We start from the raw sequence: 14,589 nt of genomic DNA on the forward strand, positions 1-14,589 counted from the left end.
TCCTTGCCCGGCATAGCGCATCTCCGTTACTCAGGAACGCAGATATAATCATGAGTGATTCTCGCAGGATGCGTCGCGCTGTTGGTCAGCTTGCGGTAAGAGTTGGTGGACATGCCATTTGGGTTAGTGTGCTGATGTGCTGCGTACTGCTGGCGGGGATCTCCATTGGCGAAACGCTTATCCCCTGGCAGCATGTACTCAGTACGCTGGCAAATCGTCTGCTTGATACTGACTATCCAGTCGATGCGCTGGATGCCGGGATCATCTGGAACTATCGCCTGACGCGAGCCCTGGTTTCTGCCTGCTGCGGCGCGTGCCTCGCGGTGTCCGGGGTAGTGCTACAATCGATACTGCGTAATGCGCTTGCTGAGCCCTATCTGCTGGGCATTTCCGCCGGGGCTTCCACCGGTGCAGTACTGGTTGCGCTCACCGGTCTGGGGGCCGGGATCATCAGTATGTCATTTGGCGCTTTCATTGGTGCGCTGACGGCATTTCTGTTCGTCGCTCTGCTGGCGATGGCTGCAGGCGGCAGGCAAGGTGGTGGCATCACAACCCAAATCATTCTTGCTGGGATCGCCAGTTCGCAGCTATTCAACGCTATTACTTCACTGATCATCACCCGCTCAGCAAACGCCGAACAGGCGCGCGGTATTATGTTCTGGCTGTTGGGTAACCTGAGCGGCGTGCGCTGGCCCGATGTTGTATTAGCCATTCCTACTGCCCTGGTCGGTGTCGCGCTGTGCTTCTGTTATGCCCGCCATCTCGATGCTTTTTCCTTTGGCGCTGAGTCTGCGGCATCGTTAGGAATTCCTGTCAAACGCACCCGTGCGGTACTTATTGCCGCTGTCACCGGTATGACGGCGATTATGGTCTCCATCGTCGGTGCCATTGGCTTTGTTGGTCTGGTTATCCCCCACGCTGCCCGTATGTTGGTTGGTAACCAACACCATCGCCTGTTGCCAGTTAGCGCACTGATTGGGGCGATTTTTCTCATCATTGCCGATGTTATCTCCCGCACATTACTGCCCGGACAGGTATTACCTATAGGTGTGATCACGGCTCTGGTCGGCGCGCCCGCGTTTTCAATCATCCTGATCAGAGGAAATAAGGCCAAATGACCGTCAATCCTGTACTGCCTCCTTTAGCCTCGGCTGAAGTCGTTATCGAGGCGTGTAACCTGCGCTGGAAGGTAAAAGGCAAAGCGATCGTTGATGATGTCTCGCTCAGGGTGGCTCCCGGCGAGTTTGTCGGAATTATTGGCCCCAACGGGTCGGGTAAAACATCACTCATTTCGTTGTTAGCAGGTTTGTTGAAACCCACGTCTGGACGCATCACGCTACAGCACAAAGCACTCCATCATTACTCACGTCGCCATCTTGCACAGCAGGTGGCGCTGGTCGAACAACAGGCTGAGACAGGTGAACGTATTACCGCTTTGCAGGCCGTTTCGCTGGGACGGACCCCCTGGCTTAGCCTGCTCTCTCCCTGGTCCGCTAAAGATGACGATATCGTGCAAAAGATGCTGAGGAAGGTCGATCTCCGCGAATTACAGCACCGTTGCTGGCATACCTTTTCTGGGGGAGAGAAACAGCGCCTGCATATCGCCCGGGCGCTGGCACAGCAGCCTCAGTTGTTGCTAATGGATGAACCTACCAACCACCTCGACATTCAACATCAGATTGGCCTGCTTAGCCTGGTTAAACGTGAAAAGCTCACGGTAATTGCTGCCCTGCACGACCTGAATCATGCCGCGATGTTTTGCGATCGCATCATCGTGATGAAGTCTGGACGCATGGTGATGCAGGGCGCTCCGGGCACCATTTTTACCCGGGAACACCTCAGCACCTGGTTTGGCATTGACGCCATTGTTGAACGCGAACCAGGCGGTACAAGCTGCTTTATTCGTTATCAGAGACCTGATGAATTCTAAGGAAGAATCGATGAAATACCTCAAACAGAGTCTGAAAGTTTTATGTTTACTGGCCTTCACTTCTTCAGTCTTCGCGCAAACTCATGAAGTGTTAATGAAAAATCGCGGGACGGCAGGGCCAATGATCTATGAGCCGGATTACCTGGAGATCCAACCTGGTGATACAGTGAAGTTTATCCGTAAGCATAAAAGCCATAACGCGGCCTCCATCCCGGAACTGTCTCCGGCGGATTATCCGGGATTTATGGGCAAAATCGATGAAGAGATCGAAGTGAAATATGACAATGCCGGATTTTACGGCGTCAAATGCACGCCACACTACGCGCAGGGCATGGTGATGTTGATTAAGGTTGGTGATGCCACTCTGCCGGACAGCTATCGCGCGTTTAAAGCACCGGGAATTGCCGATAAACGCTTCCAGGATATCTACTCACGTATCGACAAGCAGTAGCTCGCGACACTCAGGGAGAATTGCGCTGTGGCGGATAACAAACATACCGGTGATGAAATTCAGGAGCAGCGCCGCGACTGCTTGTGCAGGCTGACAAAATTCGTTGGCGCAGCAGGCGTTGCCGCTGCCGTTTGGCCGCTGGTATCCGCTCTGGGCCCGGATGAAAAGACGGCCGGAGAAAATGAACCGATCGATGTCTCCCTTGCTGGTGTGGCTGTCGGTCAAACCGTTAGGCGTGTCTGGCAAGGCAAGCTCATTCTTATTCACCATCGGACTGCAGATGAGATAGCTGCTGCCCGGGATGTCGAAAGCCATAAACTCATTGACCCACAGGCAGACAACGAAAGGGTTAATGCCGATTATCCCCAATGGCTTGTTGTTCAGGGATATTGCCCTCATGCCGGGTGCGTGCCAAATGCCAGAGCTGGCGGACAGGGCTGGGTTTGTCCGTGCCACGGGTCAGAATTCGATGCCTCCGGACGCGTTACCCGCGGACCGGCGACCGCGAATCTGGCCGTTCCCGACTTTACTTTTCATCCCGATGGTCTGACCGTGCGCATCGGCGCTAAGGAAGTCTGAGATGACGACCGCGCGTGCTTATTCGCTCCGCTGGCGTATCCCTTTTCCCCGATCGGTTGCTGGACTCTGGGTATTTGCTATCGGCGCTATTCTGCTGGTCATGCTCGGCGTGCAGATCCTTACCGGTATCGTACTGGCGATGTTTTACGTGCCGACGGCTGAGCTGGCATTTGATTCCATCATGCATATTATGCGCACGGTAAGCCACGGAGAACTGCTGCGTAATCTGCATGCCACTGGCGCATCGCTTTTTTTCTTCGCCTGCTATCTACATATTTTTCGCGGCATGTACTACAACGTATATCGCAAGCCGTGGGTTGCAATGTGGATGATTAGCGTAACGCTATACATTTTGCTGATGATTACCGCACTTCTTGGCTATAGCCTCATCTGGGGGCAAAAAAGCTACTGGGCGGCAACCGTCATTACTCGTTTTGCACAGGCCATCCCGCTGGTGGGCGATACGTTGTATGCGTTTCTGGTCGGCGGCTATACGCCAGGTACCCCGATGCTTGGCCGTTTTTTTGTTCTGCACTTTATGCTTCCCTTCGCAATTGTTGTCGCGACGATCTTCCACGTTCGTAGTGTCCAGTCTGCTTTTGCGCAGGCGATGAAGAAGACCTTTAGTGAGAAAGAGTCCAGAAAGCTTTTGTTTGATTATAAAATCACCGATCTTGATGCCATCAAAATCACCTTGTTTTTGATGCTCTTCGCCTGGTTTTTATTCTTCGCGCCGCACTACCTGAGCAGCGCAGATAACTTTATCCCAGCTGATCCAACGGTTACGCCAGCGATTGTGGCACCTGAATGGTACTTTCTTCCTTTCTTCTCGATGCTTCGATGTTTTCCGAATGAATTCGCCGGGTTAGTCGCGATGTGCGGCTCGGTATTGATTTTCTATTTCTTGCCCTGGCTTGATTCCTCTCGGGCCCGTTTTCGCCACTACAGCAAGCTGGTTAAGTGCGGCTTTTGGCTGTGGGTTATCAATGCCTGCTTTTTAGGCTGGCTGGGAACAAAAGCGCTGGTGGGACCTGACCTTATTGACGGTTTCCGCAATCAAGAGGGCTGGATCCGCGCGGCGTCGCAGCTTTCAACGCTGATCTGGTTTGCCTGGTTTTTAATCGTGCTGCCCTGCCGCCGTTTTCTGGAAAAACAGGACTGAAGATGACGCGATTATTGAAATTCAGCGTTTTGTGTCTGTCACTTTTAGAGCTGGGTTCTACTTGGGCGAAAGAGCCCACGCCTGTGCGGCAGGACTGGAGCTTTAGCGGCATCACGGGCCAGTATGATAAAGATCAGCTTCGGCGCGGCATGCAGGTTTATGAAGAGAAGTGTCGCGCCTGTCACGGTATGAAATACCTCACTTTTCGCACCCTGACCAGACCCGGCGGCCCGGAACTCACGCTCGAAGAAGCAAAAAGTATCGCCAGTGGCTATCAGTTCCCTGACATACAGGATGACGGCCAAGTTGGCGAGCGGGACGGTACGCTAAATGACAGTTTTATATCGCCATATCTTAACGTTCAGGAAGCGCGATACCTTAACAATGGTACTGAACCCGTTGACCTGAGCTATATCGTCCGGGCCCGATCATATGATCGCGGATTCCCGCAATTCCTGTTTGATGCCTTTTTACCCTACACGGATCAGGGGGCGGATTATGTCTTCGCACTATTAACCGGTTACCGGCCCGACGATCCTGAAATGAAGGCTAATCGCTACTTTCCTGGTGGCGTGATTAATATGCCAAAGCCGCTTACGGATGGCGAAATTCATTGGCAAACGGCGTCTCAAATAGCCGAAACAGAAAAGCAGTATGCCCGGGATGTCACCGCCTTTCTGGCATGGGCTGCGGATCCGGATCTCTGGGCGCGAAAACAGCAGGGAATTTACGTCATGGGCTACCTCACCGTGATGCTGGGATTGCTATGGGTTTTACGACGAATGAAGAGACGTTCGCCGAAATAAGCGAGAGAGAGTGGGTAATATGCTTGAAGCCAGACAGCTCCGCTGCGAGCGAGATGAACGAATCTTGTTTAGCGATTTATCATTCCAGGTGAAAGCGGGGGAGTGGATACAAATTACCGGGGGCAACGGCGTAGGGAAAACGACTCTGCTACGGTTGCTCAGCGGACTGGCTCGCCCTGACGTCGGGGGAGTGTACTGGCAGGCGCAGCCGCTGCACCGTGTGCGCGACAGCTATCAACAAAACCTGCTGTGGATTGGCCATCAGCCAGGGATTAAAACCCGGCTTTCGGCGCTAGAGAACCTGCGTTTTTTCCATCATGACTGTAACGCAGCTCAATGTATGAATGCGCTGGCTCAGGCGGGTCTTGGTGGATACGAAGATATTCCCGTTAATCAACTCTCCGCCGGGCAGCAGCGCCGGGTTGCCCTGGCGCGACTCTGGCTGACGCGCGCTACGCTCTGGATCCTCGACGAACCTTTTACCGCCATTGATGTGAACGGCGTGGAGCGCCTGACGCAACGAATGGCGCAGTACACCGAGCAGGGCGGCATTGTCATTCTCACCACCCATCAGCCCATAAACGTGGCGACCGATAAGATTCGCCGCATTGCGCTGAGCGGCGAGGAGGCTGGGTGATGATGTGGCGGATTTTTCGTCTTGAGCTAAGGGTGGCGTTTCGCCATCGTGCAGAAATCGCCAATCCGCTGTGGTTCTTCCTGATTGTTATTACGTTGTTTCCACTGAGTGTTGGCTCTGAGCCGCAGCTTTTGGCACGCATTGCCCCCGGGATTATCTGGGTCGCTGCGCTGCTTTCCTCGCTGCTGGCGCTGGAGCGCCTGTTTCGCGACGACTTACAGGACGGGAGCCTCGAACAACTGATGCTGCTGCCGCTGCCGTTATCAGCGGTGGTACTGGCGAAGGTAATGGCCCACTGGGTGGTGACCGGCCTGCCGCTGCTTATCCTCTCACCACTGGTGGCGCTGCTGTTAGGAATGGACGTTTACGGCTGGCAAATCATGGCACTGACCCTGCTGCTGGGAACGCCGACGCTGAGCTTTCTCGGCGCGCCGGGCGTTGGGTTGACCATCGGGCTAAAGCGCGGAGGCGAGCTACTGAGCGTGCTGGTGCTGCCGCTGACCATTCCGTTACTGATTTTTGCGACCGCCGCGATGGAGGCGGCTGCTATGCATCTGCCTGTTAAGGATTACATGGCGATTCTGGGCGCGTTGCTGGCGGGCAGCGCAACGTTGAGCCCCTTTGCGACGGCGGCTGCGCTACGTATTAGCTTGCAGGCCGGATAAGGCGTTTGCGCCGCCATCCGGTAAAAGTTTTATCAACGCACTCATTATTTTCTGCTCTGGTGACTCAATTATGTGGAAAACACTCTATCAACTAGCGAATCCCCCGCAGCTTTATCTGCTCTGCGGCAGGCTGGTCCCGTGGCTGGGCATTGCCAGTGCGCTGTTGCTGACTGTGGGCTGGGTCTGGGGATTCGGCTTTGCGCCTGCGGATTACCAGCAGGGAGACAGCTACCGCATTATCTATCTGCACGTACCGGCTGCGATGTGGTCGATGGGGATTTATGCGCTGATGGCAATTGCGGCGTTTATAGGCCTGGTCTGGCAGATGAAAATGGCCAACCTGGCACTGATGGCGATGGCACCGGTTGGCGCGGTTTTTACCTTTATTGCGCTGGCGACCGGTTCCGCGTGGGGGAAACCGATGTGGGGTACCTGGTGGGTGTGGGACGCCAGGCTGACTTCTGAACTGGTGCTGCTGTTTCTTTACGTCGGCGTGATTGCCCTGTGGCACGGCTTTAACAATCGGTGTCTGGCCGGGCGTGCGGTGGGCATTCTGGTACTGATAGGTGTGGTTAACCTGCCGATTATTCACTACTCGGTGGAGTGGTGGAACACTCTGCATCAGGGATCAACCAACATGCAGCAAAGCATTGCCCCGGCGATGCGTACGCCGCTGCGCCTGGCGATTATCGGCTACCTGCTGCTGTTTATTTCGCTGGCGCTGATGCGCATGTGCAACCTGATTTTGCTAATGGAAAAACGTCGCCCGTGGGTGAGTGAGCTGATTTTAAAAAGAGGCCGCCGATGAGCAATGCATTTGCAACCTGGGGTGATTTCTTCGCCATGGGTGGTTATGCCTTTTACATCTGGCTGGCGGTAGTGATGACTGTTATCCCGCTGGCGGTGCTGGTTCTACACACGACGAGACAACATCGTTCGATTTTACGTAGCGTGGCGCAACAGCAAGCCCGCGAAGCCCGCATGCGCGTGGCTCGGGAGGCGGTATGAATATTCGGCTTAACAACCGTCTGTGGGTGGCCCTCGCGGTACTGGCGGGGTTAACGCTGACCATCACGCTGGTGCTCTACGCGCTGCGCTCTAGCATCGACCTGTTTTATACGCCAGGTGAAATCCTTTATGGCAAGCGCGAAACACAGCAACGGCCGATGGTGGGCCAGCGCCTGCGCGTTGGTGGAATGGTGATGCCCGGCAGCGTTAGACGCGACCAAAATTCACTGAAGGTTAATTTCAGCATCTACGACGCTGAAGGCTCGGTGGACGTCAGTTATGAAGGCATTCTGCCGGATCTGTTCCGCGAAGGGCAGGGCGTGGTGGTGCAGGGGGAACTGGGCGAGAAAAATCATCTGCTGGCGAAAGAAGTACTCGCTAAGCATGATGAAAACTACACCCCGCCGGAAGTGAAAAAAGCGATTCAGGAGCACCATCGTTGCCCGGAGAGCAAGTCATCATGATGCCTGAAATCGGTAACGGACTGCTGTGCATGGCGCTCGGCATCGCGCTATTGCTCTCCATCTACCCGCTGTGGGGCGTTGTGCGTGGCGATAGGCGAATGATGGCATCTTCCCGGCTCTTCGCCTGGCTGTTGTTTTTCCTCGTAATGGGCGCTTTTATGGTGCTGATCAACGCCTTCGTGGTGAACGACTTTACGCTGAATTACGTTACCAGCAATTCTCACACCCAGTTACCGGTGTGGTATCGCGTGGCGGCAACCTGGGGCGCACATGAAGGGTCGTTACTGCTGTGGATGCTGTTGATGAGCGGCTGGACGTTTGCCGTGGCGCTGTTCAGTCAGCGCATGCCGCTCGATATCGTCGCCCGCGTGCTGGCGATAATGGGGATGATAAGCGTCGGCTTCCTGCTGTTTATCCTGTTTACCTCCAACCCGTTTACCCGCACGCTACCGGAGTTCCCGATTGAAGGACGCGACCTGAATCCGCTGTTGCAAGATCCGGGACTGATTTTCCATCCGCCGCTGCTGTATATGGGCTATGTCGGCTTCTCGGTGGCTTTTGCCTTTGCGATTGCCGCCCTACTGAGCGGGCGGCTGGACAGCACCTTTGTGCGTTTTTCTCGTCCCTGGACGCTGGCGGCATGGGCCTTTCTGACGCTGGGCATTGTGTTGGGCTCGGTTTGGGCCTATTACGAGCTGGGCTGGGGCGGCTGGTGGTTCTGGGATCCTGTGGAAAATGCCTCGTTGATGCCGTGGCTGGTTGGTACCGCGCTGGTGCATTCGTTGGCTGTAACGGAGCAGCGTGCCAGTTTTAAAGCCTGGACGCTACTGCTCGCTATTTGCGCGTTTTCGCTATGCCTGCTGGGAACCTTCCTCGTGCGTTCCGGCGTGCTGGTTTCGGTTCACGCTTTTGCTTCTGACCCGTCGCGCGGGATGTTTATTCTTGCGTTTATGGTGTTAGTTATCGGCGGCTCGCTGCTGCTGTTCGCTATCCGTGGGCACAGGGTGCGAGCGCGAGTGAATAACGCTCTCTGGTCACGGGAGTCGCTGCTGCTTGGTAACAACGTCCTGTTGGTTACCGCCATGCTGGTGGTGCTGTTGGGGACGCTGCTGCCGCTGGTGCATAAACAGTTGGGGATGGGTAGCATTTCCATCGGCATGCCGTTTTTTAACATCATGTTCAGCTGGCTGATGGCTCCGTTTGCGCTACTGCTGGGCATCGGTCCGTTGGTGCGCTGGGGACGCGATCGTCCACGCAAGCTGCAGCGTCTACTGATTATCGCCATGGGGAGCACCCTGGCGCTGTCTCTGCTCCTGCCGTGGCTATTTGAAAGCAAGATTGTCGCCATGACGGTGGTCGGGTTGGCGATGGCCTGCTGGGTCTTTGGACTGGCGATGGCGGAAGTGGCTTTGCGTATTTCATGCGGCGCAAAGATGACCCTCAGCTACTGGGGGATGGTCGCCGGTCATGTTGGTGTGGCAGTGATGGTTGTCGGTATTGCTTTCAGCCAGAACTACAGCGTGGAGCGCAATGTGCGAATGAAGGCTGGCGATAGTATCGAAATTCATAATTATCGCTTCATCTTCCGTGAAGTCAAAGAGGTGACCGGGCCGAACTATCGCGGCGGCGTGGCCATGATTGGCGTCACGCGAAATGGCAAAACGGAAGCGGTACTGCATGCAGAAAAACGTATTTATAACAGTACCCGCTCAGTGATGACCGAAGCGGCGGTTGACGGTGGATTCACTCGAGATCTATATGCTGCCCTTGGCGAAGAGCTGGACAACGGCGCGTGGGCCGTGCGGCTGTATTACAAACCGTTTATTCGCTGGATTTGGGCGGGTGGTTTATTAATGGCGCTGGGCGGGCTGTTGTGTCTGTGCGATCCACGCTATCGCCAGCCCGTGCCGGAGGCCGCATGAAGCACAGTTTACGGTTGATCCCGTTGATGATCTTTGTGGTCATCGCCGCGCTGATGCTGTGGCAGCTGGCGCGCAATGCAGAAGGGGATGATCCGATCATCCTGGAGTCGGCGTTGATTGGTAAACCGGTGCCGACCTTTCGTCTTGAGTCGCTGGAGAATCCCGGGCAGTACTATCAGGCAGATGCGCTAATCCAAGGCAAACCGCTGCTGCTCAACGTCTGGGCGACCTGGTGCCCGACCTGCCGCGCCGAGCATCAGTATCTGAATCAGCTCGCGGTGCAGGGGATCCGCGTGGTGGGGATGAACTATAAAGACGAGCGGCAGAAAGCGATGACCTGGCTGAAAGTATTGGGAAATCCTTACGCGTTGAGCCTGTTTGATGGCGATGGGAGGATGGGACTGGATCTGGGGGTTTCCGGCGCACCGGAAACCTTCCTGATCGACGGAAAAGGATTTATTCGTTATCGCCATGCGGGCGATCTCAACGAGCGGGTGTGGGAGTGTGAATTCAGGTCACTTTGGGAGCAATACAGCAGGGAGGCTGCGCAATGAGGGTGTTACTGGGCGTGCTGATGCTGATCGTTTCCGGGTCGGCGCTGGCCGCCATCGACGTCATGCCGTTTAAGGATGAAGCTCAGGAGCAGCAGTTCCGCCAGCTTACTGAGCAGTTGCGCTGCCCGAAATGCCAGAACAACAGTATCGCCGATTCCAACTCGATGATTGCCACCGACCTGCGGCAGAAGGTTTATGAGCTGATGCAGGAGGGAAAAAGTAAGCAGGAGATCATCGATTATATGGTGGTGCGCTACGGCAACTTCGTCACCTACGATCCGCCATTAACCCCGCTGACTATTCTGCTGTGGGTGCTACCGATTGCCGCTGTCGCCACTGGTTGCTGGATTATTTTTGCCCGTTCGCGCCGCCGTGTGCGGCTGAAGCAGGAAGCATTTCCTGACGACATTCACGCGGAGAGTAAACAGGGTGGATTTGCCTTTTATATTCCGGGGATCGCTATTGCGCTGATCGTCGCGACCCTCAGCTATTACCAGACCGGTAGTTACAAGCAAGTAAAAATCTGGCAGCAGGCGACCGCGCAGCTGCCAACTCTATTGAAACGAGTCCTGTATCCGAAAGAAAAACCGCTCAATCAAGAGGAGATGGCGCGCCTGGCGCTGGGTTTACGTACGCGTTTGCATAGCGATCCTGGTAGTGTAGAAGGCTGGGTTATGCTTGGTCGACTCGGGATGGCATCAGGAAATGTCGATATGGCGACTCAGTCATATGCCAACGCCTGGCGGCTGGATCCAAATAATAGCGATGCGGCGCAGGGCTATAAGCAAGCGATTACTCGCTCATCAGGAACGAATGATAACCTTTGGAGCGCAGAATGATTAAGCTCAGGTCCTTTCTCATCAGAAAATCCCCTCATAGCGTGAGCGGTTAGCGTTCCTGTATACAGCCGGGACCTTGCATCAATCTCGTCATATGTGCTCTCCTTCGCATTTTTAAACTGTTTAAAAACCATACTGGCCGAAATCTGTGATTGGGTTCATGTTCATATGAAAATCCTATTTACATCCCCTTTACTTTGAAAGTTCATTGCTTATTATAAACACATGTTCATAATCAAACATATGTTTCTTTTGTTGATCTGAATAGAGGAAGACTTATTTCTTTGTATTAAATAATTCTATTTTTACAGCATCCTGTGCTGGAGGTATTTATATGCCTGAAAATGATTATGTTGTGATTATTGGTTCGGCCAATATGGATGTTGCTGGCTATTCTAATGTGTCGTTGAACTATGCTGATTCTAATCCCGGAAAGATAAAATACACGCCAGGCGGAGTAGGGCGGAATATTGCGCAGAATATTGCCTTGCTGAATAAACCAGCCTGGCTATTATCCGTTGTCGGTGATGACTTTTATGGTCATTCGCTATTAAAACAAACGGCCCAGTCCGGGGTGCATGTTGATAAATGTCAGGTTATCCAGGGGGAGGGAACGTCGAGCTATTTGTCGCTGCTTGATAACACCGGGGAAATGCTGGTGGCGATTAATGATATGAGCATCACTGAACATATTACGCCGGAGTTTTTAAGGCAGCATCAGGATTTTATCTGCAATGCGGCGGTCATTGTCGTTGATTGTAATATTAGCGAACTGGCACTCTCCTGGTTGATGGAAAACACCGGCTCAACGCCCATTTTCGTCGACCCGGTCTCGGCCTGGAAGTGTGTAAAAATCAGCCAGCACCTGGGGCGTATTCACACGCTGAAACCGAACAGAATTGAGGCTGAAACGCTGAGCGGAATCTCGCTTTCTGGTACCGACGATGTGGCCTGCGTTGCCGATTGGTTTCACCAGCATGGCCTGAAGCGCCTGGTGCTGAGCATGGGCGGCGACGGCGTTTACTACAGCGAAAAGGATGGTGAACGCGGCTGGTCTGCACCGCTAAAAACTCAGGTTGTTAATGTCACCGGCGCCGGTGACGCGATGATGGCTGGTCTTGCCTGCTGTTGGCTTGACGGCTGCTCATTTTCGCAAGCGGTGAAGTTTGCTCAGGGATGTTCCTCCCTGGCGCTCTCATCGGAATTCACCAATAACCCTGAATTATCTTACGCAAACGTAAAAAAGTTAGTGGAGAAAGAATATGTCTGAATTAAATATTTCCTCTGAATTATTACAGGTTTCTGCGGAAGTTCAGCAGGCATTAAAAAATAATCAACCGGTAGTCGCGCTGGAGTCGACCATTATTTCTCACGGTATGCCTTTCCCTGAGAATGCGCAGACCGCGCTGGAAGTCGAAGAAACCATTCGTCGCCAGGGGGCCGTACCGGCAACGATTGCGATTATTCATGGCGTAATGAAAGTCGGTTTAAGCCGTGAAGAAATTGAACTGCTCGGCCGTGAAGGACATAACGTTACCAAAGTTAGCCGCCGGGATTTACCTTTTGTTGTTGCTGCGGGATTAAATGGTGCCACTACCGTTGCCTCTACCATGATTATTGCCGCAATGGCCGGAATTAAAGTCTTCGCTACCGGTGGGATCGGCGGAGTACACCGTGGCGCAGAGCACACTTTCGATATTTCTGCGGATTTACAGGAGCTGGCAAATACGAATGTTACCGTAGTATGCGCCGGTGCTAAATCTATTCTCGATCTTGGATTAACCACCGAATATTTAGAAACGTTCGGCGTGCCGCTTATTGGTTATCAAACTTCAGCGCTACCGGCATTTTTCTGCCGGACCAGCCCATTTGATGTGAGCATTCGTCTTAATAGCGCGAAAGACATCGCTAAAGCCATGGCAGTGAAATGGCAGTCTGGCCTGAAGGGGGGCATGGTGGTGGCGAATCCTATCCCTGAGCAGTTCGCGATGCCGGAAGCGAAAATCAATGCCGCCATTGATCAGGCGGTGAGGGAAGCGGAAGAGCAGGGCGTGGTGGGCAAAGAGAGTACGCCATTCCTGCTGGCCCGCGTGGCTGAACTCACCGGCGGAGACAGTCTGAAGTCCAATATTCAGTTGGTCTTTAACAACGCCATTCTGGCCTGCGAGATTGCCAAAGAGTATCAGCAGATCGCCTGACGACAGTTGCGGGCTGTTTGCGGTTGCCCGCCCCGATATCAAATATACCGAAAGCCTGGCCTGACGCCGGGTTTTCCACCAGGTAAGGATATCATTATGGACATCATGAGAAGTCTTTTGGGGATGGTGGTACTACTGGCCATCGCTTTTGTGCTGTCAGTGAATAAAAAACGCATTAGTATCAGAACGGTAGGGGCAGCGCTGTTGCTGCAAATCGTGATTGGCGGGATAATGCTCTATTTCCCGCCGGGCAAATGGCTGGTCGAACAGGCGGCGCTGGGGGTGCATAAAGTCATGTCCTATAGCGACGCCGGGAGCGCGTTCATTTTTGGCTCGCTGGTTGGCCCGAAGATGGATGTGCTGTTTGACGGCGCGGGCTTTGTTTTCGCCTTCCGCGTTCTTCCCGCTATCATCTTTGTCACAGCGCTGATAAGCCTGCTTTACTATCTCGGCGTAATGGGGCTGTTGATCCGTATTCTTGGAGGAATCTTCCAGAAGGCGCTGAATATCAGCAAAATTGAGTCGTTTGTCGCCGTGACGACCATTTTTCTAGGGCAGAACGAGATCCCGGCGATCGTCAAACCGTTTATCGATAAGCTCAACCGCAATGAGCTATTTACCGCTATCTGTAGCGGGATGGCGTCAATCGCCGGGTCGATGATGATCGGCTATGCCGGAATGGGCGTACCGATTGACTACCTGCTGGCTGCTTCGCTAATGGCTATCCCCGGAGGGATCCTGTTTGCCCGTATGTTGAGTCCGGCAACCGAAGCGTCGCAGGTGACTTTTGACAACCTTTCCTTCACCGAAACGCCTCCGAAAAGTATTATTGAAGCGGCGGCATCCGGGGCGATGACCGGCCTGAAAATTGCCGCCGGGGTGGCAACGGTGGTGATGGCGTTCGTGGCGATTATCGCCTTACTGAACGGTATTATCGGCGGAATTGGCGGCTGGTTTGGCTATGGTCATGCCACTCTGGAAGGGATCTTCGGCTTTGTGCTGGCGCCTCTGGCGTGGATTATGGGCGTTGACTGGAGCGATGCGACGCTGGCGGGCAGCCTGATTGGGCAAAAGCTGGCGATTAACGAATTCGTTGCCTATCTCAACTTCTCGCCATATCTGCAAACCGGCGGCACGCTGGACGTCAAAACCATTGCGATTATTTCGTTCGCCCTGTGTGGTTTCGCCAACTTTGGTTCAATTGGCGTGGTTGTCGGGGCGTTCTCGGCGATTTCCCCGCAGCGCGCGCCGGAAATTGCCCAGCTTGGGCTGCGCGCCCTGGCGGCGGCGACGCTCTCAAACCTGATGAGCGCCACCATCGCCGGATTCTTTATTGGTCTGGCATAAAACGAGAGTATGCACCGCGTCTGCGGT

General features: G+C 54.0%; 16 protein-coding genes and 1 pseudogene. All 17 read left to right on the forward strand.

The annotated features are described in order from the left end of the window. Positions 1 to 50 precede the first annotated feature (50 nt). The 17 genes and pseudogenes from FN082_RS16880 to FN082_RS16960 all read left to right on the forward strand — a co-directional run bounded on the left by FN082_RS16880 (position 51) and on the right by FN082_RS16960 (position 14,562). Positions 51 to 1,118, forward strand: coding sequence for a FecCD family ABC transporter permease (locus FN082_RS16880; RefSeq protein WP_110272364.1), 1,068 nt, complete (start codon positions 51 to 53; stop codon positions 1,116 to 1,118). Further along, the gene (locus tag FN082_RS16885) at positions 1,115 to 1,930 is read left to right on the forward strand and encodes an ABC transporter ATP-binding protein (protein ID WP_139536637.1); all 816 of its coding nucleotides are present in this window, start codon (positions 1,115 to 1,117) and stop codon (positions 1,928 to 1,930) included. Before FN082_RS16880 ends, FN082_RS16885 begins: the two co-directional genes overlap by 4 nt. 10 nt (positions 1,931 to 1,940) lie before the next feature. Then, positions 1,941 to 2,381: a pseudoazurin gene (locus FN082_RS16890; RefSeq protein WP_139536636.1), complete on the forward strand. Its 441-nt coding sequence runs from the start codon at positions 1,941 to 1,943 to the stop codon at positions 2,379 to 2,381. A gap of 27 nt (positions 2,382 to 2,408) precedes the next feature. Beyond that, complete coding sequence (petA, locus tag FN082_RS16895) at positions 2,409 to 2,960, forward strand: ubiquinol-cytochrome c reductase iron-sulfur subunit (RefSeq protein ID WP_110272367.1); 552 nt, start codon at positions 2,409 to 2,411, stop codon at positions 2,958 to 2,960. Position 2,961: 1 nt separating this feature from the next. After that, positions 2,962 to 4,122 carry a cytochrome b gene (locus FN082_RS16900; protein WP_142981963.1) on the forward strand — a complete coding sequence of 387 codons (1,161 nt, stop codon included), beginning with the start codon at positions 2,962 to 2,964 and terminating at the stop codon, positions 4,120 to 4,122. A 2-nt stretch (positions 4,123 to 4,124) separates the two neighbouring features. Next, entirely contained in the window at positions 4,125 to 4,928 is an 804-nt protein-coding gene (locus FN082_RS16905; RefSeq protein WP_139536634.1) for a cytochrome c1, read from the forward strand. Between the two features lie 19 nt (positions 4,929 to 4,947). Then, the gene (gene ccmA / locus FN082_RS16910; protein ID WP_139536633.1) at positions 4,948 to 5,565 is read left to right on the forward strand and encodes a cytochrome c biogenesis heme-transporting ATPase CcmA; all 618 of its coding nucleotides are present in this window, start codon (positions 4,948 to 4,950) and stop codon (positions 5,563 to 5,565) included. Then, positions 5,562 to 6,230, forward strand: a complete 669-nt coding sequence (ccmB, locus tag FN082_RS16915; protein ID WP_142981964.1) for a heme exporter protein CcmB — start codon at positions 5,562 to 5,564, stop codon at positions 6,228 to 6,230. The genes ccmA and ccmB overlap by 4 nt, the downstream gene beginning before the upstream one ends. Before the next feature lie 70 nt (positions 6,231 to 6,300). Beyond that, entirely contained in the window at positions 6,301 to 7,038 is a 738-nt protein-coding gene (locus FN082_RS16920; protein WP_139536632.1) for a heme ABC transporter permease, read from the forward strand. After that, positions 7,035 to 7,238, forward strand: a complete 204-nt coding sequence (gene ccmD / locus FN082_RS16925) for a heme exporter protein CcmD (protein WP_142981965.1) — start codon at positions 7,035 to 7,037, stop codon at positions 7,236 to 7,238. The genes FN082_RS16920 and ccmD overlap by 4 nt, the downstream gene beginning before the upstream one ends. Next, entirely contained in the window at positions 7,235 to 7,702 is a 468-nt protein-coding gene (gene ccmE / locus FN082_RS16930; RefSeq protein ID WP_142981966.1) for a cytochrome c maturation protein CcmE, read from the forward strand. The genes ccmD and ccmE overlap by 4 nt, the downstream gene beginning before the upstream one ends. Then, entirely contained in the window at positions 7,699 to 9,624 is a 1,926-nt protein-coding gene (locus tag FN082_RS16935) for a heme lyase CcmF/NrfE family subunit (RefSeq protein ID WP_142981967.1), read from the forward strand. The genes ccmE and FN082_RS16935 overlap by 4 nt, the downstream gene beginning before the upstream one ends. Continuing rightward, on the forward strand, positions 9,621 to 10,178 hold the full coding sequence (locus tag FN082_RS16940) for a DsbE family thiol:disulfide interchange protein (RefSeq protein ID WP_142981968.1): 558 nt from the start codon (positions 9,621 to 9,623) through the stop codon (positions 10,176 to 10,178). The genes FN082_RS16935 and FN082_RS16940 overlap by 4 nt, the downstream gene beginning before the upstream one ends. Then, a pseudogene (locus FN082_RS16945) lies at positions 10,175 to 11,014 on the forward strand (cytochrome c-type biogenesis protein CcmH); the annotation flags it as partial. The gene FN082_RS16940 and the pseudogene FN082_RS16945, both read left to right, overlap by 4 nt. A gap of 337 nt (positions 11,015 to 11,351) precedes the next feature. After that, positions 11,352 to 12,287 carry a pseudouridine kinase gene (locus FN082_RS16950; protein ID WP_142981970.1) on the forward strand — a complete coding sequence of 312 codons (936 nt, stop codon included), beginning with the start codon at positions 11,352 to 11,354 and terminating at the stop codon, positions 12,285 to 12,287. Beyond that, on the forward strand, positions 12,280 to 13,215 hold the full coding sequence (locus FN082_RS16955) for a pseudouridine-5'-phosphate glycosidase (RefSeq protein WP_139536625.1): 936 nt from the start codon (positions 12,280 to 12,282) through the stop codon (positions 13,213 to 13,215). Before FN082_RS16950 ends, FN082_RS16955 begins: the two co-directional genes overlap by 8 nt. A gap of 96 nt (positions 13,216 to 13,311) precedes the next feature. After that, the gene (locus FN082_RS16960) at positions 13,312 to 14,562 is read left to right on the forward strand and encodes a NupC/NupG family nucleoside CNT transporter (RefSeq protein ID WP_139536624.1); all 1,251 of its coding nucleotides are present in this window, start codon (positions 13,312 to 13,314) and stop codon (positions 14,560 to 14,562) included. Positions 14,563 to 14,589 lie beyond the last annotated feature (27 nt).

Origin of the sequence: Klebsiella spallanzanii, from assembly GCF_902158555.1 — a bacterium.
Taxonomy (GTDB): domain Bacteria; phylum Pseudomonadota; class Gammaproteobacteria; order Enterobacterales; family Enterobacteriaceae; genus Klebsiella; species Klebsiella spallanzanii.